Annotated in this window: 29 protein-coding genes and 2 pseudogenes; 16 read left to right on the forward strand and 15 right to left on the reverse strand. The window is 72.3% G+C overall.

Translation table 11 applies throughout. The features are described from left to right. Both GB864_RS09030 and GB864_RS09035 read right to left on the reverse strand, forming a co-directional pair. Nucleotides 1-1,201 (reverse strand): YfhO family protein (locus tag GB864_RS09030; protein ID WP_160424241.1); only part of this gene is annotated, 1,201 nt, incomplete at its 3' end. Between the two features lie 33 nt (nt 1,202-1,234). Beyond that, nucleotides 1,235-1,999: a hypothetical protein gene (locus GB864_RS09035; RefSeq protein ID WP_160424243.1), complete on the reverse strand. Its 765-nt coding sequence runs from the start codon at nt 1,997-1,999 to the stop codon at nt 1,235-1,237. Nucleotides 2,000-2,123: 124 nt separating this feature from the next. Here GB864_RS09035 and GB864_RS09040 point away from each other — a divergent pair, with 124 nt between their 5' ends. Next, nucleotides 2,124-2,669 (forward strand): DUF1697 domain-containing protein, encoded by a 546-nt coding sequence (locus tag GB864_RS09040; RefSeq protein ID WP_160424245.1) that lies wholly within the window; start codon nt 2,124-2,126, stop codon nt 2,667-2,669. 24 nt (nt 2,670-2,693) lie between these two features. Here the strand turns inward: GB864_RS09040 and GB864_RS09045 are convergent, their stop codons facing one another. Both GB864_RS09045 and GB864_RS09050 read right to left on the reverse strand, forming a co-directional pair. Beyond that, a complete protein-coding gene (locus tag GB864_RS09045) occupies nt 2,694-3,362 on the reverse strand; it encodes a GDSL-type esterase/lipase family protein (RefSeq protein WP_160424247.1) in 669 nt (222 codons plus the stop codon). 97 nt (nt 3,363-3,459) lie between these two features. Then, nucleotides 3,460-3,810, reverse strand: coding sequence for a metallopeptidase family protein (locus GB864_RS09050; protein ID WP_160424249.1), 351 nt, complete (start codon nt 3,808-3,810; stop codon nt 3,460-3,462). Nucleotides 3,811-3,944: 134 nt separating this feature from the next. Between GB864_RS09050 and GB864_RS09055 the strand changes: the two genes are divergently transcribed. Next, nucleotides 3,945-4,235, forward strand: a complete 291-nt coding sequence (locus tag GB864_RS09055; RefSeq protein WP_160424251.1) for a hypothetical protein — start codon at nt 3,945-3,947, stop codon at nt 4,233-4,235. Nucleotides 4,236-4,257: 22 nt separating this feature from the next. Here GB864_RS09055 and GB864_RS09060 read toward each other — a convergent pair whose 3' ends face one another. Further along, nucleotides 4,258-5,562: an HNH endonuclease gene (locus GB864_RS09060; RefSeq protein ID WP_160424253.1), complete on the reverse strand. Its 1,305-nt coding sequence runs from the start codon at nt 5,560-5,562 to the stop codon at nt 4,258-4,260. Nucleotides 5,563-5,700: 138 nt separating this feature from the next. On the opposite strand from GB864_RS09060, the gene GB864_RS09065 reads away from it, so the two are divergent. Next, nucleotides 5,701-6,228 (forward strand): ASCH domain-containing protein, encoded by a 528-nt coding sequence (locus tag GB864_RS09065; RefSeq protein ID WP_236779012.1) that lies wholly within the window; start codon nt 5,701-5,703, stop codon nt 6,226-6,228. 27 nt (nt 6,229-6,255) lie between these two features. Here GB864_RS09065 and sigJ read toward each other — a convergent pair whose 3' ends face one another. Continuing rightward, on the reverse strand, nt 6,256-7,170 hold the full coding sequence (gene sigJ / locus GB864_RS09070; RefSeq protein ID WP_160424254.1) for an RNA polymerase sigma factor SigJ: 915 nt from the start codon (nt 7,168-7,170) through the stop codon (nt 6,256-6,258). Further along, nucleotides 7,167-7,787 carry a carboxymuconolactone decarboxylase family protein gene (locus tag GB864_RS09075; protein WP_160424256.1) on the reverse strand — a complete coding sequence of 207 codons (621 nt, stop codon included), beginning with the start codon at nt 7,785-7,787 and terminating at the stop codon, nt 7,167-7,169. The genes sigJ and GB864_RS09075 overlap by 4 nt, the downstream gene beginning before the upstream one ends. Before the next feature lie 199 nt (nt 7,788-7,986). On the opposite strand from GB864_RS09075, the gene GB864_RS09080 reads away from it, so the two are divergent. Next, entirely contained in the window at nt 7,987-8,481 is a 495-nt protein-coding gene (locus GB864_RS09080; protein ID WP_160424258.1) for a hypothetical protein, read from the forward strand. A gap of 22 nt (nt 8,482-8,503) precedes the next feature. Here the strand turns inward: GB864_RS09080 and GB864_RS09085 are convergent, their stop codons facing one another. Continuing rightward, on the reverse strand, nt 8,504-9,403 hold the full coding sequence (locus GB864_RS09085) for an aminoglycoside phosphotransferase family protein (RefSeq protein ID WP_160424260.1): 900 nt from the start codon (nt 9,401-9,403) through the stop codon (nt 8,504-8,506). Nucleotides 9,404-9,494: 91 nt separating this feature from the next. On the opposite strand from GB864_RS09085, the gene GB864_RS09090 reads away from it, so the two are divergent. Next, complete coding sequence (locus tag GB864_RS09090) at nt 9,495-9,956, forward strand: nitroreductase family deazaflavin-dependent oxidoreductase (RefSeq protein WP_160424262.1); 462 nt, start codon at nt 9,495-9,497, stop codon at nt 9,954-9,956. A gap of 3 nt (nt 9,957-9,959) precedes the next feature. Here GB864_RS09090 and GB864_RS09095 read toward each other — a convergent pair whose 3' ends face one another. Beyond that, complete coding sequence (locus tag GB864_RS09095; RefSeq protein WP_160424264.1) at nt 9,960-10,964, reverse strand: TolB family protein; 1,005 nt, start codon at nt 10,962-10,964, stop codon at nt 9,960-9,962. Nucleotides 10,965-11,130: 166 nt separating this feature from the next. Further along, nucleotides 11,131-12,609, reverse strand: coding sequence for a helix-turn-helix transcriptional regulator (locus tag GB864_RS09100; protein WP_202107106.1), 1,479 nt, complete (start codon nt 12,607-12,609; stop codon nt 11,131-11,133). 85 nt (nt 12,610-12,694) lie between these two features. Here GB864_RS09100 and GB864_RS09105 point away from each other — a divergent pair, with 85 nt between their 5' ends. Further along, complete coding sequence (locus GB864_RS09105) at nt 12,695-13,342, forward strand: V-type ATP synthase subunit I domain-containing protein (RefSeq protein ID WP_160424268.1); 648 nt, start codon at nt 12,695-12,697, stop codon at nt 13,340-13,342. Then, nucleotides 13,339-13,977 carry a hypothetical protein gene (locus tag GB864_RS09110; protein WP_160424270.1) on the forward strand — a complete coding sequence of 213 codons (639 nt, stop codon included), beginning with the start codon at nt 13,339-13,341 and terminating at the stop codon, nt 13,975-13,977. Before GB864_RS09105 ends, GB864_RS09110 begins: the two co-directional genes overlap by 4 nt. Nucleotides 13,978-13,988: 11 nt before the next feature. On the opposite strand, the gene GB864_RS09115 is transcribed toward GB864_RS09110, so the two are convergent. Both GB864_RS09115 and GB864_RS09120 read right to left on the reverse strand, forming a co-directional pair. Further along, nucleotides 13,989-14,201 carry a helix-hairpin-helix domain-containing protein gene (locus GB864_RS09115; protein WP_160424272.1) on the reverse strand — a complete coding sequence of 71 codons (213 nt, stop codon included), beginning with the start codon at nt 14,199-14,201 and terminating at the stop codon, nt 13,989-13,991. Continuing rightward, a complete protein-coding gene (locus GB864_RS09120) occupies nt 14,198-15,076 on the reverse strand; it encodes an alpha/beta fold hydrolase (protein ID WP_160424274.1) in 879 nt (292 codons plus the stop codon). Before GB864_RS09120 ends, GB864_RS09115 begins: the two co-directional genes overlap by 4 nt. A gap of 100 nt (nt 15,077-15,176) precedes the next feature. Here GB864_RS09120 and GB864_RS09125 point away from each other — a divergent pair, with 100 nt between their 5' ends. Continuing rightward, on the forward strand, nt 15,177-15,617 hold the full coding sequence (locus tag GB864_RS09125) for a VOC family protein (RefSeq protein WP_202107107.1): 441 nt from the start codon (nt 15,177-15,179) through the stop codon (nt 15,615-15,617). Nucleotides 15,618-15,639: 22 nt separating this feature from the next. Beyond that, the gene (locus GB864_RS09130; protein WP_160424276.1) at nt 15,640-15,993 is read left to right on the forward strand and encodes a Fe-S protein; all 354 of its coding nucleotides are present in this window, start codon (nt 15,640-15,642) and stop codon (nt 15,991-15,993) included. 70 nt (nt 15,994-16,063) lie between these two features. Here the strand turns inward: GB864_RS09130 and GB864_RS09135 are convergent. Together GB864_RS09135 and GB864_RS09140 are read right to left on the reverse strand one after the other, a co-directional pair. After that, a pseudogene (locus GB864_RS09135) lies at nt 16,064-16,270 on the reverse strand (IS481 family transposase); the annotation flags it as partial. 197 nt (nt 16,271-16,467) lie between these two features. Next, entirely contained in the window at nt 16,468-16,647 is a 180-nt protein-coding gene (locus GB864_RS09140; protein ID WP_160424278.1) for a hypothetical protein, read from the reverse strand. A 153-nt stretch (nt 16,648-16,800) separates the two neighbouring features. On the opposite strand from GB864_RS09140, the pseudogene GB864_RS09145 reads away from it, so the two are divergent. From GB864_RS09145 to GB864_RS09155, 3 genes and pseudogenes are all read left to right on the forward strand, one after another. Then, nucleotides 16,801-16,962: pseudogene (locus tag GB864_RS09145) on the forward strand (transposase); the annotation flags it as partial. A gap of 171 nt (nt 16,963-17,133) precedes the next feature. Further along, a complete protein-coding gene (locus GB864_RS09150) occupies nt 17,134-17,574 on the forward strand; it encodes a MerR family transcriptional regulator (RefSeq protein WP_236779014.1) in 441 nt (146 codons plus the stop codon). Then, nucleotides 17,571-18,551 carry an aldo/keto reductase gene (locus GB864_RS09155; protein ID WP_160424280.1) on the forward strand — a complete coding sequence of 327 codons (981 nt, stop codon included), beginning with the start codon at nt 17,571-17,573 and terminating at the stop codon, nt 18,549-18,551. Before GB864_RS09150 ends, GB864_RS09155 begins: the two co-directional genes overlap by 4 nt. Before the next feature lie 69 nt (nt 18,552-18,620). Here the strand turns inward: GB864_RS09155 and GB864_RS09160 are convergent, their stop codons facing one another. Beyond that, nucleotides 18,621-19,091, reverse strand: coding sequence for a hypothetical protein (locus GB864_RS09160; protein ID WP_202107108.1), 471 nt, complete (start codon nt 19,089-19,091; stop codon nt 18,621-18,623). Nucleotides 19,092-19,256: 165 nt separating this feature from the next. Between GB864_RS09160 and GB864_RS09165 the strand changes: the two genes are divergently transcribed. The 4 genes from GB864_RS09165 to GB864_RS09180 are packed head-to-tail and all read left to right on the forward strand — an operon-like array spanning nt 19,257 to nt 21,562. Further along, nucleotides 19,257-19,586 carry a helix-turn-helix transcriptional regulator gene (locus GB864_RS09165; RefSeq protein ID WP_160424282.1) on the forward strand — a complete coding sequence of 110 codons (330 nt, stop codon included), beginning with the start codon at nt 19,257-19,259 and terminating at the stop codon, nt 19,584-19,586. A gap of 1 nt (nt 19,587) precedes the next feature. Further along, a complete protein-coding gene (locus GB864_RS09170; protein ID WP_160424284.1) occupies nt 19,588-19,977 on the forward strand; it encodes a DUF1048 domain-containing protein in 390 nt (129 codons plus the stop codon). Next, on the forward strand, nt 19,974-20,795 hold the full coding sequence (locus tag GB864_RS09175) for an ABC transporter ATP-binding protein (RefSeq protein WP_160424286.1): 822 nt from the start codon (nt 19,974-19,976) through the stop codon (nt 20,793-20,795). Before GB864_RS09170 ends, GB864_RS09175 begins: the two co-directional genes overlap by 4 nt. Then, nucleotides 20,795-21,562 (forward strand): ABC transporter permease, encoded by a 768-nt coding sequence (locus tag GB864_RS09180; protein ID WP_160424287.1) that lies wholly within the window; start codon nt 20,795-20,797, stop codon nt 21,560-21,562. Before GB864_RS09175 ends, GB864_RS09180 begins: the two co-directional genes overlap by 1 nt. The last annotated feature ends 34 nt before the right edge of the window (nt 21,563-21,596 follow it).

Below are 21,596 nucleotides of genomic sequence, written 5' to 3' on the forward strand. Positions count from 1 at the left end.
GCGCCGCGCGCGACTCCTGCAGCGAGCGCGCGCCGTCGAGGGCGGGTGCCGCGTGCCGGGCGATCGCGGCGAGCGCGCTCCGATCGCGGGCGCCGAGGTCGCTCTCCCCGGCGCGCGGGGCGACGAGCAGGGTCGCGAGCAGTTCGCCGCGGAAGGTCACGGGAACGGGTTCGCCGGGCTCGGCGGCGCTGCCGGGGTCGATCGGGCCGGCCTCGAAGACCGCGCGGTCGCGGTCGGAGGCGGCAACGAGTTCGACCGCCGTCGACCCGGTCGCGCTCGCGGCGACGTCGACGATGCGCTGCGCGACGCTGCGGGCGTCGTCGGCGTCCAGCTCGGCGCCGAGCCGCACGACGGCGGCCGCCGGGTCGAGCCGCGTGCGGAAGACGAGCCAGGTCGCGAGTCGCTGCACCCCGCGGGTCAGCGGATACGCCGCGGCCGCGACCGCCGCCGCACTCCACCGGGCGGCGGGCACGGGGTCGGCGCCCAGCATCCCGGCCGATGCCGAAGCGAGCGCGAACGCGCCGACGAGCCCCCACCCGACGCCGAGCACGACGAGGGTCGCGCGGAACGCGACATCCACGTTCCAGAGCCGCGGCCGTGCGACGCCGATCACGAACCCGAGGGACATCGGCAGCCCGGCGAGGTTCGCCCGCGCCTCCGAGGCCGCGCCGCCCATGCCGACCTGGTCGCCCTCGAACAGGCCGATCAGCAGGAAGGCCGCCAGCGTGCCGATGAGGCCGAGCAGCACCCAGCGCACCGCCTCGCGCTCCTCGCTGCTCGCACTGCGACGGTAGCGGAAGGCGATGGCCCCGATGCCGAGCAGCAACTGCGACGCGGGCACGATCGCCCAGGCCGGATGCTGGCGCAGCGCGTCATCCAGAACGAGGTCGGCGACGAGCGCGAGCGCTCCGGCGACGATGAGCCAGAGCGACCAGCGCGGCACGAACCTCCCGTCGGGGAAGGTCGCGGCGAACATGGGGAAGCCGAGCATCCAGGCCGCGAGGAAGGCCAGCTCCACGGCGACCGACGACGCAGCCGGCGCGATCCAGGCGAGGGAGATGCCGAGCAGGATGACCGCCGCGGCGACCGCCGGCAGCCAGGCGATGCGCCGCCGCGCGGCGGCGACGACGAACGCGACCGAGCCGCCCGCTCCGATAATCAGCAGGAGCAGGCGGCTCGCGAGGAGGAGGACCTCGTCCATGGGTGCGATTGTGACAGTGCGCCGACCGGCCGACTAGACCTCGCTCGAGGGCCGCGAGCGCCGGGCGAACGCCACGGCGAGCGGGATGAGGGCGAGCAGCACGAAGTTCATGCCGGTGAGCAGACCGGTCGCGGCTCCGGGCAGGGCGATCAGGATGCCGGCGATCACGACCGTCACGGCCACACCGCGTCCGATGAGGCCGAGCTTCCGGCCGCGGCGGGCGAGGAGCACGAGCCACGCGGCGAACGCGAGGCAGGCCGTCAGGCGCAGGGCCTCGTGGGAGATCATGAAGGTCTGCCGGGCGAGCCAGCGGGCGCCCTCCGAGGCATCCGGGATTATCGTGAGGGCGATGCCCCCGAGCCCGTTGCCGGTGAGGTCGATCGCGCCGGCGATGAGCAGCGCGGTCGCGGCCGTGAGGCCGGCCCACTTCGCGAACGCGACGCCGATGCCGTAGTCGCCGCGGGCGCGGTACTGGCGGTCGATCGCGATGGTGAGCACGGCGAGCGCGGCGCCGCACACGATGAGGCCGACGGCGACGAGGTAGGCGAACGGCAGACCGCCGGCGTGGAAGTCGGCGAGCGTCTGCTCCGGATCCATGTTGGCGGGGTTGAACAGCATCGCGGCGAAGGCGATCGGCTCGGTGAGCCAGGCGATCGCGGCGACGGTCGCGGCGCGCGAGGCGACGCGGAGGTCGAGGATGCGGGCCGGCGGCTGTTCGGCACGGGGCTGTTCGGTACGGGGCTGCACGGCGGGCCGCGGTGCGGCGGGCTGTGCGGACGCGGGGTCGAGGCGGGTCATGAGGAGGCACCTTCCGGGGTTCGATGGCGGTTCGGCGGTTCGGACGGGCACATCGTCCCGAGCGGGATTCCCGGGACGGAAGTGATCGGCGATCACGGATTACCGTCGAGTCGGGAGGTGCCGCATGCCGTCGTACGTCGCGCTGCTCCGCGGGCTCAACGTCGGCGGGCGCAATCCGGTCGCCATGGGCGAACTCGTCGACTGCTTCGCGGATGCCGGATTCGGCGGCGTGCGGACGCACCAGCAGAGCGGGAACGTGCTGTTCACGGCGAGTCGGGCCGGCGACGGGCGGCTCGAGGGCGAGATCGAGGCTGCCCTCCGCGAGCGGTTCGGGTTCGAGATCCCGACCCTCGTGCGCTCGCGCGACGAGTTCGCGGCGACGATCGCGGGCGCGCCCGAGGGGCACGGCTCGGCAGAGCTCCGCAGCGACGTGTTCTTCTTGAAGGGGCCGCTCACCGCGGAGGCGGTGCTCACCGAGATGCCGGGACTGCGGGAGGGCGTCGACGCGGTCGCGCCCGGCCCGGGGGCGATCTACTTCTCGCGCGTGAAGGAGCGCGCAACGACGACGCGCATCCAGAAGTTCATGGCGATGCCGGTGTTCCGGCAGGTCACGGTGCGCACGTGGCGCACGGCGACGCGGCTGCTGGAGTTGCTCGACGAGGGGGCGTAGCCCGCTCAGCCCGCGGTCCGGTCGTCATCCCCCGGTCTTGCCGCTCAGCACCCCGGCCGCGATCGCTTCGCCCAGCACGCGGGCGCCCTCCGCCGTCGGATGCGCGCCGTCGACGGTCATTCCCTCGCGGAACCGGCCCTCGTCGGTGCGCAGGCCCGCGGAAGCGTCGAGGAAGCGCCAGCCGCGGTCATCCGCGAGTTCCGAGAGTTCGGCGTTGTACGACTCGACGCCCGCCGGGTCGAGGTCGAGCGGCGGGATCGACACGACGGCGACCTCGTCGACGCCGACGGCTTCGACGATGCGGTCGAGGTTCGCGGCCGACTCGGCGAACGGGATGCCGAGCGCGACGTCGTTCGTGCCGGCGAGCACGATGAGCACGTCGGCGTCGACGGCGGGCGCCGCCGCCGCCATCTGCGCGGTGGTCGCGCCCCACTCGGCCCATCCCCCGGCGAAGGCGAGCCCCTCCGCGGTCGCAGCGCTCGCCCAGGATGCCGGCCCGAACCGCCCGGCCGCGAAATCGGGGCTGTCGGCGTCGCTGATCGAGTCGCCGATGGCCGCGAATGTCACGCCCGACGACGGCGATGCGGATGCCTCGGGCTCCGCGCTCCGCTCGGCCGGGGTGTTCGAGGTGCAGCCGGTCAGGAGCGCGCCCACGGCGACGGCGAGCGCGGCGCCGACCGCCGCGCGGCGCACTCCGCCCGGAACTCGGCTGCCCAGAACTCGGCCGCCCCGCACTGCGCCATCCGCCGCCCTGCGGCGACGAGCCGGACCCCGGGCTGCGACCACGTCGCTACGCCCAGCCGAGTTCCCGGAGGCGCGCATCGTCGAGCCCGAAGTAGTGCCCGATCTCGTGCACGAGGGTGATGCGAACCCGGGCGCGCAGTTCGTCGAGGTCGTCGGCGTGCGCCTCCATGTTGTTCTTGTAGAGGGTGATGCGGTCGGGCAGTTCGCCGAGCCCGTAGTACCCGCGATTGGTCAATGGATGCCCGCGGTACAGCCCGTACAGACGCGGCCGTTCGCCGGGCGGTTGGTCGGCGATCGTGATAGCGACGTTCTCGAGGCCGCGCACCATGTCGTCGGGCAGGGCGTCGAAGGCTTCGCCGACCATGCGCTCGAAGTCGTCATCTGAGATCTCGACCATGGGGCCATTCTCGCCCCGGCAGCGAGTGCGGTCGCCGATCCGGGCGGATCGGCAGGGAACCGGCAGGGCAGGGGTACGTCGCTGCTGCTCGACGGCGAATCCGGCCCGGCGGGGGCGGTTAGCCTTGCGGCACGATGAGCACCTCCTCCCGGCGGATCGAACTGCGTCTCCGCAAGCCCTGGTTCGCCCTGTACTGGGGCGTGAAGCCCACGCTCGTGATCGCCGGACGCGGCCAGCCGGTGCAGTGGGGCATCGGCACCTGGCAGGTTCCGGCTGACGAGTCGGCGACGATCGGCGTCTTCCTCTTCAACCGCGTCTGGCGCTTCGGTCGGGCGGAGATCGTGCTCGCCCCGGAGCATCCGCCGGTGCTCGAGTACCGCGCCCCGGCGCTGCCGTTCCTGCCGGGCCGGCTGGTCGCGGGCTGATCTCCGCTGGGCACCGCCCGGATCACGCGGCGGGCTCGACGAGCGCGCCGGTCATCCCGGCGATGCCGGCGAACGGCCGCTCGGGCTCGCTCCTGATCGCCCGGCCCGCCGGTGAGTCCCATCGGATGACGCCGCCCGGCTCCTGCGTCATCCGCCATCGGGTCTCGTGCTTCAGCCGGTGATGCTTGCGGCAGAGGTGGGCGAGGTTGGCATGGCTCGTCGGCCCGCCGTCGGCCCAGGCCGTCGTGTGGTCGAGATCGCATCGCGCGGCGCGACGCCCGCAGCCGGGGAAGCGGCAGCCGCCGTCGCGGACCGCGAGGTAGCCGGCGAGATCGGCGGGCACGCGGTACGTCGTGCGGTCGTAGGAGAGGAACGCGCCCGTCTCGGGGTGGGTGAGGATGCGGGTGAACGAGGGCGCGTGCGCCGCGAGGCGGCGGGCGGTCTCGGCGTCGATCGGGCCGTATCCGTCGAGGTCGGCGGGCTCGTCGCCGAGGCCGAGCAGCGTGAGCACCGGCACGGTGACGAGCACGCGCGGCGCGACCGACCCAGTCGGCGACGTGGCGGACGTGCCGTCGAGCGCTTCTGACAGCAGCAGCTCGGCCGCGAGGTCGGCGCCGAGTTGTGCACGGGTGCGGGGTTCGTCAGGGTCATCGGCCAGGGTGCGGTCGGCGAGCGCGTCGAGGCGCGACTGCACCGCGATCGCCCGCTCGGCGGGCAGCAGGATGCTGAGCCACGCCATGCCGTCGCGGGCCGGCTCGATGCAGACTCGTCGCTCCGCCGCCGCGAGTTCACGACGCTCCTCCAGCGGCACCGGATCGAGCCGTTCGCGGAGCCGTCGGAGCACCCGGCGCAACTGCGTGTTGGTCTGGTGCGGGGCGCGCTCGGCCGTGGCCGAATCGAGCGCGACCACGACCTCGGGTGCCGCACCGGTCGTGAACTCGATCGCGCTGCGGACCTGCGTGAGCGATACTGCGCCGGCCGAGAACGCCGACTCGGTGCTCGGCAGGTCGACGAGCCGTTCGGCATCGCCGAGCAGGCGCGAGGCAGTGCGCTCGTGCACGACGAGGGTCGTCGCGAGCTCGGCGAGGAACGAGCGAGTGGCGAGTTCGCGCTCGCTGCCGGTGCTGTCGCCGCGAATGCCTTCGAAAGCGAACATCGCCTCGTGCGCGAGCCGCACGAGTCGCAACTGCTCGGCCTGCGCCGATCGGATGCGCCGCTCCAGCGCGGCGATCGCCTCGAGCCGCTCGGCGAGCAGGTCGGCAACGTCGCCGCGCGCGCCGGCGGGTGCGACGGAGACGGCTGCGAGTGCCGGAGCGATCGGGTTCATGGGTCCATTCCACCACCCACCACCGACAAACGATTCGGCTCCGAAAGGGCATCTGATCTGCCTATTTCCTGTGCGGCGATGAGAGAACACGGGACCTGTGGAGGAGAGGACTGGAGCCGCCCCTGCCACACTGACCCCATGCCCGATACCGAGCACCCCGCCCAACCCGCGCACCCCGCCAACGCCCCCGTCGACCACGCCGCCGCCCTCGCCATGTGGGAGGCCTACCGCGCCGTCTTCCCGGACGTCGCGACCGATGCCGAGCCGCCGTCCGTCGAGTGCTTCGGCGATCATCCGGAACTGACCGACGCCCTGCTCGCCCTCGTGCTCGACGGCTCCAAGCGGGCCACCGCTTCCCTCGCGCTCGAGTTCGCGCTCGACGGGCAGCCGCTCCCCCGCATCGGCAGCCACTGGATCGCCTGCGACTCGACCGGTGCGCCGCGCGTCGTCCTGCGCAGCACCGAACTGCGCATCGGCCCCTTCACGAGCGTCGACGCCGCCTTCGCGTACGACGAAGCCGAGGACGAGCGCACCCTCGAGTCCTGGCGCGATGGCCACCGCCGGTACTGGACGCGTGTTGCCGCCGCCCGCGGCTTCGAGTGGACCGAGGCGCTCGACGTCCTCTTCGAGCGCTTCGAAGCGGTCTGGCCGCCCGAGTACCGCTGACCGCCGCCAAGCACCGCTGAGCGCGACTCAGCGGCCGACGTCCGCCTCCTCCTCCACCCGCCCGAGCTTGTCCGGGTTCGCGATCGTGAACACGCGGCCGACCAGCCCGCCCTCGAGTTCGACGCTCACGACGGCGGCGAGCGTCCCGCCGACCTCGATGCGGATCGCCGGCTCCCCGTTCAGCCAGACGGCCGACGCGAGCGCCGGAGCATCCAGCTTCGCCATGTTGTTGAAGAGGTAGCGCGCCAATCGCAGCGCCCCGACGATCGGCACCCGCGAGGCGCCGTCGACCTTGCCGCCGCCGTCGGCGATCGCGACGACGTCGGGCGCGAGCACGTCCAGGAAGGCCTGCATGTCGCCGCCGTTCATCGCGGCGATCAACCGGTCCACGACGACGGCGTGCTCGTGCGAGGCATCCACCCGCTCGGCGGTCTCGAGCTTCGGTCGCCGCGCCTCGACATGCGAGCGCGCCCGGTGCGCGATCTGCCGCACGGCCGCGAGCGACTTGCCGACGGCATCCGCGATCTCGTCGTACGGCACGTCGAACACCTCGCGCAGCACGAAGACGGCCCGCTCGGCCGGCCCGAGGGTCTCGAGCACCGTCAGCATCGCGATGGAGAGGTGCTCGGCGAGCTCGGCGTCCTCGGCGACGTCGGGGCTCGTGAGCAGCGGCTCCGGCAGCCATTCGCCGACGTACTCCTCGCGCCGCCGCGACAGGGTGCGCAGATGGTTGAGCGCCTGCCGCGTCACGATCTGCACGAGGTAGGCGCGCGGCGCGCGCACGGCGTCCTGATCGACGGCGGCCCACCGCAGCCACGACTCCTGGAGCACGTCCTCCGCGTCGGCCGCCGACCCGAGCAGCTCGTAGGCGACCGTGAACAGCAGGCCGCGGTGCACGAGGAACGGGTCGGCCGGGCCGGCGGAGGCGACGGGCTCGCTCATGCGGGCGACCCTACGTCGGCGGGCGTCGTTCCGGTGGATGACGCGGACGCCGGCATCCGGATCGGCGGCAGCCCGCACGCATCCGCGAAGCCCTCCGAATGGATGCCGAGGGCGATGTTCATGCGCGCGCTGAGGTTCATGAACCCGACGCGCGCCGCCAGCTCGACCAGGCCGGCCGGGCCGATCTCCGCGAGCAGGGCGTCCGAGAGCTCGTCGGTGACGGCGGGCGGCGTCTGGCTCGCGGCCTCCGCGTAGGCCATCACGTTCCGCTCGAGCGGCGTGAACACGGATGACTCGCGCCAGCGCGGCACCTCGCGCGCCTTCTCCTCGTCGAGGCCGTGGTCGTGCGCCAGGAAGTAGTTGAGGTCGAGGCACATGCTGCAGCCGATGAAGGCCGCCGCCGAGATCGCCGCGTACGAGGCGAGCTGCGGGTCGAGCTCCTTCCACGCCTCGACCTTGCGGCCGACGCCGAGCGTGTCGCGCATGAGCTTCTTGTGGTGCCACAGCACGCCGAGGGAGTCGGGCACCTTGCCCGTCATCTTCGTGGCGGCGTACTTCACGATCGCCCCCTGCAGGCCGTCGACCTCGGCCGTGGGGATCCGGGTTGCGGTGGTCATGGTGTCCTCCAGTCGTCCTGGGGCGGGAGTTCCGCCCGTCGACATGGAGACACCGGCCGCGGGCGCGGCGTGACGTCGGGCGTGTCCTCGGCGGGGTTCGGGGTCGCGGGCGATTCGCCTGGCGGCGCGGGCCCCAGGGCTGGCAGGGTGCTCTCATCCGGCAATCGCCGGGCGAGCGCCGATCAGGAGGGATGCCGCGATGCCGACGGACGCGTTCAACACCGACCGGGACCGCCCGATCGACCCGACGACCCTGCAACCCGCCGTGCCGCCGCAACCGGCCGGGCAGCCGGGCGCCCGGCCCGATCCCGGGGCCACGCCGCCGGCGGCGGCGACGTCCTCGCAGCAGCTCTTCACGCAGCCGGCCGCGGCGCCGACGACCGGCGCCCAGCGCATCGCCGCGCAGGCGACCGGCCGGCAGCCGACGGTCCAGCGTGCCGCTCCGCGTCGGCCGCTGCGCGTCCCGCCCGCGTTCGTCGTCCTCCTCGTGCTGAACCTCGTCGTCGCGCTCGCCGGGTGCGCGATCATCGTCGTCGGGATGTTCCAGGAGGATGCCGACCTCGAGCAGCTCTGGCGCCTGTACGGCGCGTACGTCCTCGGCGTCGGGCTCGTCGGACTGTTCCTGCTGCTGCCGCTGCTCGCGATCATCCAGGCGATCTACCGAGCGGCCGAGCACGTCCGGGGCGGGCGCTGAGCCCGGTTCGTCCGGCCGACGCTCACTCCGCCGCGAGCACCGCCTCCAGCCGCGCACGGCACTCGGCGACGAACTCGGGGAACGCGCCCCAGTAGTACGGGATGCCCATGACGGCGACGCCGATCGCCCATGCGCGGGCGCGCAACCAGGTCGGCTCGTCCAGGTCGAGCGCGCCGAAGTAGGCGTCGCGGGCCGCGGCCGGGTAGTCCCAGATCGCGGCGTGCTCGGCATCCGGCGCCCCGATCGAGAGCGCCCCGAAGTCGATGACGGCGTGCAGCCGACCGCCTCTCACGAGCAGGTTGCCGGGGCGCAGGTCGCCGTGCAGCCAGACGTGCGGGGCATCCGAGTCGGGCAGGTCGCGCCCCTCGCGCCACCGCGCCTCGAGCCGGTCGACGTCCAGTTCGCTACCGAGCAGTTCGCGGGTTCCGGCGAAGGACGGCTCGACCATGGCCGCGCTCGCACGGAGACTGCCGCCGCGGTACCAGGAGAGCCCGTCGGCGCGGGTCGCGCCGCCGAGGCCGATCGCGTGGAGCTCGGCGACGAAGCCGGCGAGGTCCCGGCCGAAGGCGGCCTGGTCGGCGACGGATGACCCGCTCGGCGGCGCCCCGTCGATCCAGCGGTAGACCGACCAGTCGAGCGGGTAGTCCGCCGAGGGCGCTCCCGCGAACACCGGCTCGGGCACCTCCAGCGTCAGTGCGGGGGCGAGCTGCGGCAGGCGCTCGCGCTCCTTCCGCAGCGACCGGACGCCGCCCGGGGTGCGCGGCAGCCGCGCGACGAGGTCGTCGCCGACGCGGAACATCGAGTTGTCGGTGCCGGCCCCGACCGCGCTGATCGGCAGTTCCGCAGCCTCGGGGAGCTGCTGGCGCAGCAGCATCCACACCGTCTCGGCGTCGATCGGGACCTCGTCGTCGTGCAGGGGCATCCGGCGATTGTGCCAGGATTCCGCGCCGCGGCAGGCGAGCGGCGGTACCGTCGCGAACGGGCGCCCGTCGGGCGCAGGGACGAGGTGCTGCGTGGCCGAGGACACCGGGGCGCTCCGCGCCAGGAGCGAGGCCTTCCGCGCCACCGCGACCTACCGGTTCCTGAACCGCGGCGTCGCGAAGTTCGCCCGGGCCGGGCTCTTCCCGGCGACCGTGCTGCTCACCACGCGCGGCCGGAAGAGCGGTCAGCCGCGGTCGCTGCCCGCCACCCCGATCGAGGTCGGCGGTCGGCACTGGCTCGTCGCTCCCTACGGCGTCGTCGACTGGGTGCGCAACGTGCGCGCGCATCCCGAGGTCACGCTCGCGCGCGGTCGCACGCGGCGGCGCTTCACCGTGCGCGAGGTCGGTGCCGAGGAGGCCGGTCCGGTGCTCCGGCGCTACGCGCAGGTCGCCTCGGTCGCCCGCCCCTCGTTCGACGCCGGCCCCGACGACCCGCCGGAGGCGTTCGCGGCCGAGGCCGACCGGCATCCGGTCTTCGAGTTGCTGGATGCGTGAGCACTAGTCCACCCACGTGAACCAGCGCTTGAAGGCGTCCCCGCCGATGACGAGTTCCGGCTCGCCGCCCTCCGCCGGGATCACGTAGACCTCGTTCGCCGGGTGGGCGTACTCGTCGTTGTCGGGATCGAGCGCGAAGACGATCTGCGAGCCGTCCGGCGACCACGCCGGCGTGATCGCGAAGCCGCCGTCGGCATCCTCGTACACGACCGCGAGGTCCGAGCCGTCGGGTGCGATCGTCCAGATCGGCCCGCTGTCGGCGAGCCGTTCGGCGCCGAAGACGATGCGCGAGCCGTCCGGCGACCAGCGCGCCCACCAGTTCGGCCGCACGTCGTCGGGCGTCAGCTGCGTCGCGCCCGATCCGTCGACGTCGACCGTCCAGAGGGAGCCGTCGGTGTAGTCGGGATCGTCGTGCGTCGCCCGGAAGAACAGCAGCTGCGAGCCGTCGGGCGAATAGTCGAGCGGCACGTCGTGCCCGGCGCCCTCGTGCGTCGTGACCCGCACGAGGTCGGTGCTGTCGGCGGCCACGGCGGTGTAGATCCCGGTGCGGGCGGGATCACCGTCATCCCAGCCCTCGTAGGCGATGCGGGTGCCGTCGGGCGAATACGCGCTCGCCACGCCGTTGAGCGTCGGGTCGAGTTCCGGCAGCGGCACGGGATCGCCGCCGGTGAGCGGGACGGTCGCGCCGACGAGCGGGTGGTTCGAGGAGTTCGGCAGCACGAGCACCTCCTCGCCGCTCGGCGAGATCCGGAAGACGCAGCACGCCACGCCCGGTTCGACGACGACGGACTCGTCACCGCCTTCGCGGAGGAGGAGCGACTGCACGTCGCCCTCCTCGGCGACGGAGTAGAAGAGCCGACCGTCGAGTTCGGCCGTCGCCTCGTCGACCACGTCGTCCGTGGCCGGGGTCGAGGCGTCCGGCGAGCCTCCGGCCGAGCACGCGCCGAGCAGCAGCACGGAGCCGACCACCGCACCGGCCCACGCGGATCTCCGACCACCCGGCATCACGGCCTCCAGCGTCGTGGCGCACGCCGACTCCCCCGAGCCGCCCGACGTCCGCACTCCGATGCGCGCCAGCGTCCTCGCCCGCGCTCGCCGCCGTCAACGCTCGCTGGACGCCCGGCACGGGTCTCCCCCCGGGAACGGGCGATGGACTGCGGACGCGCGACCCCGCTCAGCGCCCGTCCGCGTGCCGCACCACCCAACCCGCGACCGCGGCCCGATTCGGGGCGCCGAGCTTGCGCAGGATGCTCCGCACGTGCTGCTCGACGGTGCGCTCGGAGAGGAAGAGCTCCTCGGCGATGACGCGATTGGATGCCCCGTCGACGATGCATCGGGCCACCTCGGTCTCCCGCGGGGAGAGCGGACCGAGGGTGCGGCGCTCGATCGGCAGCGCCCGCGCGAGGGCGGCGTAGTGCGGCGCGACCATCCGTTCGGCATCGGACACGGCATCCGCGGCCCACACCGCCGCCGCGGCGCGGTCGCCGAGGTGCACGGCGAGCCGCGCGAGCACGAGCGACACCGGACCGCCGTAGGGGGTCTCGGCGGGGCCGGCGATGTGCTGCCCGGCGAACGGCCGCAGCTGCTCGAGCACGGCCGCCGCCCCCTCGTGGTCGTCCGCGGCGATCGCGAGCCGCGCGTGCCCCGCGGTCGCGACGAACCACTCGTCGGAATCGGTCGGCAGGGCCTCGAGCTGGGGCGCGAGCGTGCGCCAGATCGCGACGGCCTCCTCGGTGCGGCCGAGATCGAGGAGCAGCTGCGCGCGCCAGCCCTGCGCGAAGAGGGGCGCGTCGGCGATGGCCGCGGCGACCTCGCGTTCGAGCTCGGCGAGCCGCACGCCGGTGCGCTGGGCGAGCGCCGAGCGGTGGATGAGGTCGAGGTAGCCCGCCGACCGGACCTTCGCGGCAGCGGCCTCCCGGCGGGCCTCGGCGAGCGCGGCCTCGACGTCGTCGGGGCGATCCTCGAGCAGCGCGAGGCCCGCGTGCACGTTCGCGAGCCGCCAGCGCCAGACCGGGACGTCCAGCCGTTCGACGAGCCCGCTGAACGCGCCGAGCGCGCGGTTGAACTCGAGGCGCCGGCCGAGCCGGACGAGCCCGTCCAAGCCCCAGAGGGCGCCCCAGGCGACGGCGTCGTCGTCGCCCGCCGCCCGCCCGAGCGACACCGACTCGGCGGCGAGCTCGAGTCGGCGCTCGGCGGCTCCCGGGCCGGCCAGGTGCGCGTGCTCGGCACGGACGCGGGCGAGCCGGTCGGCCGCGGCGTCCGGGGCGAGGGCGGCGCGGACCGGCGACGACGGCTCGACCGACCAGCCGCTCGTCAGCGACGCGAGTTGCGCGGCGACCCGGTCGCGGAGCTGCGCGGTCGTCGCGTCGCCGGTGCCGGACGGCCCGAGCATCCCGAGCGCTTCGAGGCAGAGCGCCTGCCGTTCGGCGGCGGTCCGCCAGGCGAGCAGGTCGTGGTCGGCGAGCACGATGGCCGCCCGCGCGACGAGGTGCGCGTCCCCCGTGCGTCGCCCGACGGCGGCCGCTTCCAGGCACGCGGCCCACGCCGTCCCCGTCGACCCCGAGCGGGCGTCCCGGCGCGCGACCTCGAGCAGCCGCTGCGCCGCTCGGACGCCGACTGCCGATCGCCCCGCTCGATCCGTCTCGGTACGCATCTCCGACCCGCGAATTGCGTGTTCCTGCGGATGACGCGCAGGATGCGGCGATCCTAGCCTCTCCCTGTCGGAGCGAGGAGGAGTCATGGACGAGCGCGCGATCGCCCGCCGGGGCGGCTGGATCGGGGTCATCGCCGGGCTGCTGGGGGCCGCCCTCGGCCTGCTGCTCCTCGTGGTCCCGCCGGCGGTTCCGGCGGAGCTCTTCAACTTCCCCTTCGCCGCGGACGCCTTCGTGGTGAATCAGCTCGCCCTCTGCGCCCAGCATCTGCTGCTCGCCGTCGCGCTCTGGGCGTTCTGGCGGGCCGGTCTCGCCGGGAGGGGGACCCTGGCGATGACCGGCCTCGTGCTCGCGGCCGGCGCCTTCGTCGGCCTCGCCGTGTGGGAGCTCGTCGCGATCGTCGGCAGCGGCCTCGTCTACCCCTCCGAGGACACGGCCTGGATCGACACGGGCTACGGCGTCGCGTCGCTCGTCAACGCGGTCGGCCTCGTCGTGCTCGGCATCGCGACGATCCGCGCCGGGATGCTCATGGGGGCGGCACGCTGGCTCGTGCTCGTCACCGGGATCTACGTGTTCGTGCCGATCCTGCCCGCGCTCTTCGCGGGCGGCTTCGTGCTCGGGCGCATCGTGCTGGCCGTCTGGATGCTGCTCTTCGCCCTGCTCGGGGTCGTGATGGTGCGCTGGTCCGCGCTCGGCAGCGCCGCCCCGACCCGGAGTTCGGCGGTGGCGGCATGAACCGCGCGGCCGCCGTCGCGATCGGCGCGGTCTCGGGCCTGGCCTGGGCGGCGGCGCTGCGCGCGTGGATGTCGGAGATCGCCGGAATCCTCTCGACCTTCTCGTGGGGGACGTTCGTCGCCGTGCTCCTGCCCGGGCTGCTCATCGGGGCGTCCTTCGGCTGGGCCTGGACGGTGCCGCCCGACACCTCGCCATCGACCCGCAGGGGGCTCCGCTGGTGCGCCGCGGCGCCCGTGCTCTTCGCGGTGTTCCCGCTGCTGCGGCCCGGGGCGCTGGTCGATTTCCTCACGTCGGGGCTCGGCGGCGGCGCGTTCATGGTCGCGGGCCTCGCCCTCGCGGGCGGCTACGCGCTCGGCGGTCGACGCACGTGGGCGAGATGGGTCTGCGGCGTGCTCGCGCTCGGGTTCATCGCGATCGGCGCACTCTTCGTCGGACCGCTCCTGGGCGGCGACCGCCTCGCGCTGACCGACCCCGAGGGCGCCTGGGTGGCAGTGCTCGACGTGTCGCTCCTGGTCGTGCTCTGCCTCGCCTCGAGCATCCCGTTCCGCCGTCTCGCGGCGTCCGCCGACCCGGAGCGCCCAGCGGCGGCGCCCGCTTCCACCGCCCAGGTCGACGCCCGCAGTGCCGGGGAGTGAGCCGGGCGGGCTCAGTCCCGCCAGGTGAGGCCGCGCTCGGCGAGCGCCTGATCGAGGAGGCGGATCGCCTTCGGTCCGACGCCGTGCATCGCGAGGAGCGTGGGGCGGCCGGTCGCGGCGACCGCCTCGAGCGTCGTGATCCCGGCGAGCAGGAGCGCGCTGTTCGCGGGTCGGCCGATCGGCGGCAGGTCGCCGATCTGCGCGGGCGCGTCTCGGGTGCTCACGACTCGGCCCTCCGGATCGCGTCGAGCACGACGGGCCAGACCGCCGGCGGCAGGTCGTGGCCGATGCCGGGCAGTGCGGTGAACGTCGCGCCCGGGATCCCGCGCGCGAGCGCTTCGCCGTTGCTGACCGGGAAGAGCGGGTCGTCGGCGCCGTGCAGCACCGCGGTCGGAACCCGGACGTCGGCGAGTCGCTCCCGCCAGCGCGGGGTCGGTTCCTCCGACTCGGCCCCCGCTTCGTCGTGGTGCATCCCCGGCGAGCGGCGCACCGCATCGGTCCAGATCGCCCGGTCGTAGTCCTCGTCGAAGCCGGTGCTCGCGTACGCGCGGTCGTTCTCGACGCGGTGCTCGACGACGGATGACGCATCCGTCCAGTCGGGCTCGGGTGCGGGTTCGGCCCAGCGAGCCCACAGTCGCTCGGTCGGCGGCGGCAGGTCGGGATCCCGGTCGAACGGGCTCGCCGGCCGGGTCGACTGCAGGGTCAGCGCACGCACCCGCTCCGGATGCAGCACCGCCGCGAGCTGCGCCGCCATGCCGCCCGCGGAGAAGCCGTACCAGTGGGCGTCCGCCGCTTCGATCGCGTCGAGCACGGCGAGCGCGTCGCCGAGCAGCACCGGGAGTCCGTCGCGGCGGGAACCCGGCGGGCCGAGCGTCGTCTCGCCGGTGCCGCGCTGGTCGAAGCGCAGCACCCGCAGCCCGAGCCCCGCGATCGCCGCGCAGAACTCCGGCCGCCACCAGTCCATCGGGCAGTCCGCGCCCGCGACGAGGACGAGCGCCGGATGCCCCGGATCGCCGATCGCCTCGGCCGCGACGACGGCCCCGTCGGGCCGGGGCACCCGAAGGGGCCGCGACCCCGCTGACTGCGACTCGATCGCCATGCGACCCAGCATGCGCCGGGGTCGAGCGGATGTCACGGGGCGCCGCCCGCACGGCGCCCGACCGGTGCGGACGTCGGCGGTGCGACCTACGCTCGGCGCTATGGGCATCCAGCGCTTGGACAACGTCGCCGTCGTCGTCGACGACCTCGACCTCGCCGTCGACTTCTTCACCGAGCTCGGCATGGAGCTGGAGGAGCGGGCCGCCATCTCGGGGCTCTTCGCCGACCAGACCGTCGGGCTCGACGGCGTGCGGAGCGAGATCGCCATGATGCGCACCCCCGACGGCCACGGCCGCCTCGAGCTCACGAAGTACGACCACCCCGTCGCATCCGCGCCCGTGCCTGCGGCCCCGCCGCCCAACACGCTCGGTCTGCACCGGGTGATGTTCGCCGTCGACGACCTCGACGACACCCTCGAACGGCTCCGGCGGTTCGGCGCCGAACCGTTGCGCGACGTCGCGAACTACGACGACGTCTACAAGCTCTGCTACCTCCGCGGCCCGGCCGGCATCATCGTGGCCCTCGCCGAACGCATCAGCTGAGCCCGAGCGCTAGTTTGAGGGCATGGAACTCCTCCGCGGCATCGTCCTGCTCGTGCACCTCATCGGATTCGCGATGCTCTTCGGCTCGTGGATCGTCGAACTCGTCAACGGCAAGCGCGGCATCACTCGGGTCATGAACTGGGGTCTCGCCGTCGCCGCCGTCGCCGGCCTCGTGCTGGCGGCGCCGTGGGGCATCGAGTACGAGCTCGACTACGCGAAGCTCGGCACGAAGTTCGCGATCCTCATCGTGATCGGCGCGCTCCTCGGCATCGGCGCCGGGCGCCAGCGCAAGAGCGGTTCCGTGCCGCCGGTGATCTTCTGGCTCATCGGCATCCTGACCCTCGCCAACGCCGCGATCGCGGTGCTCTGGCGCTAATTCCGGGCAGGGCGTCGCGACGTTCGGTCTCTGAGCCGTAGAAACGGGCATAGGCCCACGGCGGTCAGGGCTTTCTCGTCGGCGCAGCGGCGGCGGTGGCTTGCCGGCCCAGCCGGTTGATGCGGCAGCGCACGAGGACGGCGTGCACGGTCGAGATCGGCAGGCCGAGTTCACCGACGATCTGCGCCGGCCCGAGCCGGCGCCGCCACCGTGCCTTGACGATCTGCTTGACGATCGCGGGCGGTGTCTTGGCCGGCATTTAGCGGGGCCGGCTCGAGCTTTGCTTCGACCGTCGCCCACGCACGGCTTGCCCGACGGCCAGGCCCGCGAGCGAGCCTAGGCCAGCGCTCGCGACCAATAGCACGACGACGCCGGATTTCGTCGTCATTGGGAAGAACAGGAATACAACGAGGGCGGTGGCCCCCATTGCAACGATGGGGATCACCACATGCTTTGCAGCGAAGTTACGGGTCTTCACGACGTGATCGGTCCCCAGCGCGCATTGAAGGCTGTTCTGGCGAACCAAAAGCCGGCGCCGACCGCCACCGAGGTGTCGTCAGCGCTGACGATGGTCGCGACCGAGGAATGGGGCGCGGCGATTGCTGCTTTCGGCACCGCGGTCGCGCCAACGAGCGCGAGGACCAGGGCGATCATGATGATTGGAAGGTTCGTGGATGGGTCCTCCTGGTCATGGGCTCAGCGAAGTCTATTCGGTGTCATTTGTCAACTATGTCGCGCGCCACGAGGATGCGGGAGTCGCCGGTTCGGTGACCTTCGCCATCGGGCTGGGTCGTGTGGCGGGACTGTCTGAATATCGAGGTGCCGCGGGATCGGGACGGCTCGGCCGAGCCGATGATCGTGCCCGAACGCAAGCGCCGCCTGGACGGGATCGATCAGATCGTGCTGTCGTCGAAGGCTCGCGGGCTCACCACCGGTGACGTCGCCGCGCACTTCGATGAGGTGTGCGGGCCGGCAGGGCCTGCGCCTGGTGATCGCGTCAACGCCGGGGCAGGCGGGCGATGCGCCTATGCTGCTGCCGATGCTCAGCATGCTTCGCATCGCGGGTTTCGTGTTCCTCCCGTGACCTGCCGCCGCCGCTCGAGTTGACATGGAGTTCACTTCAGGTCGCAGGATGGGGCCATGAGTGCGATTTCACTTCCTCTCGTTTCCGAGGTGCCGGATTCCGGCATGGGCATTGGTGATGTCGCGCGGCTCACCGGCCTCGGAGCGGACACGCTGCGCTACTACGAGCGCGAAGGGCTGATGCTCGACAGCACCCCCCGTGACGGTGCGGGGCGTCGGCGCTACAGCTCTGCGGACCTCTCGTGGATCGGCGGGCTGTTGATGCTGCGTGACACGGGCATGTCTGTCGCGGACATGCGAACGCTTGCCGAGCTGTCGCGTGCCGAGGGCACGGAGAGGGAACGCCTCGTCGTGCTCGAATCTCACCGGCAACGCGTGGTCGAGGAACTCGCCCGCACGATGCGGCATCTCGAAGCACTCGATACGAAGATCAGCGCCTATCGCGAAGCGGTCGGCCCAGCAACAAGAGAAGTAGACAGCGGAAGGACAGAGAGATGAGATCGTTACCCCTCGGAGACGGCCTCCACGTGTCGGCGATCGGTCTCGGCGCGATGGGAATGAGCGCCTACTACGGACCCACTGACGAGACCGAAGCCATTGCCACGTTGCGTCACGCGCTCGACATCGGTGTCAATTTCATCGACACCGCCGAAGCCTACGGGCCGTTCGAAAACGAGAAGCTCATCGGTCGTGCACTCGGCAACCGACGAGACGAAGTCATCATCGCCACGAAAGCGTCCGCAGAAATGGACGACGATGGCACTATTCGCGGGCGGAACGGAACGCCCGAGTACATCCGGCGGGCCGCTGAGCGCTCGCTTCGCCATCTCGGCATGGACGTGATCGACCTCTACTATCTCCACCGCGTCGATCCCAACGTTCCGATCGAAGAGAGTGTCGGCGGCCTGGCCGAATTGGTGAGAGCTGGCAAGGTTCGCCATATCGGGCTCTCGGAGGCGTCTGCCGGCACCCTTCGCCGCGCACAAGCGGTGCACCCGATCGCGGCCGTACAGTCGGAGTTCTCGCTCTTCGCGCGAGACATGCTCCACAACAACGAGAAGGCCACCGCCGACGAACTGGGTATCGGCATCGTAGGATTTTCGCCGCTGGGGCGTGGGACGCTCACTGACGGCATCCGCTCGCTCGACGAGCTCTCCCCCGACGACGCACGTCGCGGTCTCCCCCGTTTCCAACCGGACGCCTTCGCGGCAAATCGTCGTCTTGTCGACCATCTCGAGGTACTGGCGAGCGAGCACGGAGCGACTGTCGCTCAGATCGCACTGGCCTGGGTCATCTCGGAGGGTGTCGTTCCGATCCCGGGCACCCGCCATCGTTCACGTCTTGACGAGAACGCCCACGCAGCCGAGTTGCACTTGACCGACGCCGAACGGACCCGTATAAGCGAGGCGCTGCCTCAGGCGGAGATCATTGGGTCCAGAGACGGCATTGACGCACCCTCCGGCGTCGACCGGTAGTCACGTCGCCGGCCGGTCAGGCCCCCGGTCAACGGCCATGGATCCAGCCTCCGCGGACGGAGGCGGATGTCACGGGGCGACGGGTCGATCGGCCGGAGGCCGATCGGCACCGGGCCGGTCGAGCGCGGCGCCGCAGATGCGGGCGCGGACCCACGCCGCGGCATCCGCCTGCGCGAGTTCGCCGGCGCCCACGAGCCCGGCGAACTCGATCGCGACGGCGCTGAGCCGGCCGTCGGCGGTGTCGGGGGCATCCCGCAGCACGTACCGGGTCAGCCAGCGGGCGGGACCGGCGCCGAGCCGCACGGTCACCGCGACCGTGCCGGCGAAGTGGCGCGCCTGCCCGTCGGTGTCGTCGTCGTAGTCGGCCGCGAAGCCGCGCCCGCGGAGCCGGTTGCTGCCGCCGCTCGCGGCATCCGTGACCCAGCGCGGTCCGCGGCCGACGCCGCCGATGCGGCCGAGCTCCTTCAGGAAGCGCCGATCGTCGAGCCCGCGCCCCGCGATCCGGTCGATCGAATCGGCGAGCGCAGCACAGGCATCCATCGCTTCAGCCTACGAGCAGCGGGCCGGGCGGACGTTCGGTACTCAATTTCACTGAATACCGGTATTCGGTCTTGCCAAGTACCGGTACTCTGTGTCACTCTCTAGTGGTACTCAGCAACACCGAATACCAGCGACACCGAGTACCGAATGAGAGAGGGGATGCACGTGGGAAAGCAACTGACCGAGATGCTCAAGGGCACCCTCGAGGGCATCGTGCTCGCGATCCTCGCGACCCGGCCGGCCTACGGCTACGAGATCACCGCGCGGCTCCGCGAGCAGGGCTTCACCGACATCGTCGAGGGCACCGTCTACGCCCTCCTGGTCCGCATCGAACAGCGCGGGCTCGTCGACGTCGAGAAGGTCCCGTCCGAGAAGGGCCCGCCGCGCAAGGTCTACACGCTCAACGAGCGGGGTCGCGCCGACCTCGCCGAATTCTGGGGGAACTGGACGTTCCTCGCCGACCGCATCGAACAGCTGCACGAGAAGGAGAACTGACATGGCCGCCAAGTGGTACGAACTGCTCACCGGATCGCTCGAGGACAAGAAGGCGTACCGGCAGTACCAGGCCCGAATCAAGGCCCTGCCCGAGCCCTACGGCTCGGCCGCGAAGGCCTTCGAGCGCTACCTCATGGTCAACGGCGGCATCACCGACGGCGACCCCGCCGTGATGATGACCATGCTCGGCGACTTCGCCGACCTGTGGGAGCGCGCCGCCGCCGATCGGACGCCCGTCCAGGACATCGTCGGCGACGACCCCGTCGAGTTCGCCGAGGCCTTCGCCGCTGCGTACGCCGGCAAGCGCTGGATCGACAAGGAGCGCAACCGCCTCACCGACACCATCAAGGGACTCGAGGGCACGGCCCCCGAAGACGAGGAGGAACGATGACGACCGCAGTCGCACCCGCCATCCGGGTGCAGGGCATCGAGAAGTCCTACAACGACCTGCACGTGCTGCAGGGCGTCGACTTCGACGTCGCACCGGGCACGATCTTCGCTCTGCTCGGCTCCAACGGCGCCGGCAAGACGACCCTCGTGAAGATCCTGGCGACGCTCCTGCAAGCCGATGCCGGCACCGCCGAGGTGCACGGCTTCGACGTGGCCGGCCGAGCCGGCGACGTCCGCGAGTCGATCAGCCTCACGGGGCAGTTCGCCGCCGTCGACGAGGTGCTGACCGGGCGCGAGAACCTCGTGCTCGTCGCGAAGCTCCGGCATCTGCCGAACGCCGGCGGCATCGCCGACGACCTGCTCGCCCGCTTCGACCTCGTCGAGGCCGGCAAACGCCGGGCCGGCACCTACTCCGGCGGCATGCGCCGTCGGCTCGACATCGCCATGAGCCTCATCGGCGACCCGCCCGTCATCTTCCTCGACGAGCCGACCACGGGCCTCGACCCGCAGGCCCGCAACGAGGTCTGGAAGACGGTCCAGCGGCTCGCCGACGGCGGCACCACGGTGCTGCTGACGACGCAGTACCTCGATGAGGCCGAGCAGCTCGCCGACCGCATCGCGATCCTGCACCGGGGTCGCATCATCCAGAACGGCACACTCGACGAGCTCAAGCGCCTGCTCCCGCCGGCGCAGGTCGAGTACGTCGAGAAGCAGCCGAGCCTCGAAGACGTCTTCCTCGCCCTCGTCGGCGAGACGGGCGACACCGAAGCGGCGGCGAACGACACGGCCGAGTCCGCCTCGGCCGGGAAGGAGTCCTGATGTCCGTCGCACACGTCCTGAGCGACACCTCGGTCCTCACGGGCCGCTCCCTGCGCCACATCCTGCGCAGCCCCGACACCATCATCACGACGGCCGTCACGCCGGTCGCCCTGATGCTGCTGTTCGTGTACGTCCTCGGCGGCGCCATCCAGACCGGGTCCGGCGAGTCGTACGTGAACTACCTGCTCCCGGGCATCCTGCTCATCACCGTCGCCTCGGGCGTCGCGTACACGGCCTACCGGCTGTTCCTCGACCTCCAGGGCGGCATCGTCGAACGGTTCCAGTCGATGCCGGTCGGCCGATCGAGCATCCTCTGGGGCCACGTGCTCACCTCGCTCGTCGCGAACCTCGTCTCGCTCGCGATCGTCATCGGCGTCGCCTTCCTGATGGGCTTCCGCACCGGTGCGAGCTTCGGCGCCTGGCTCGGCGTGGTCGGCATCCTGGTGCTCTTCACGCTCGCCCTGACGTGGCTGGCCGTCGTGGCCGGCCTCTCGGCCAAGACCGTGGACGGCGCGAGCGCGTTCAGCTACCCGCTGATCTTCCTGCCGTTCATCAGCTCGGCGTTCGTGCCGACCGAGTCGATGCCGGGCCCGGTGGCCTGGTTCGCCGAGAACCAGCCGGTGACCTCGATCGTCGACTCGCTGCGGGCCCTGTTCGCGGGGCAGCCCGTCGAGTCCGACCTGTGGGTCGCACTCGCGTGGCTCGTCGGCATCCTCGTCGTCGCCTTCGTCTGGGCCATGGCGGTCTACCGGAAGCGGCTGCGCTGAGCCCCCTTCGCGACCCGGACTCGCACCCCTCGAC

Source organism: Agromyces seonyuensis (genome assembly GCF_009789225.1).
Taxonomy (GTDB): Bacteria; Actinomycetota; Actinomycetes; order Actinomycetales; family Microbacteriaceae; genus Agromyces; species Agromyces seonyuensis.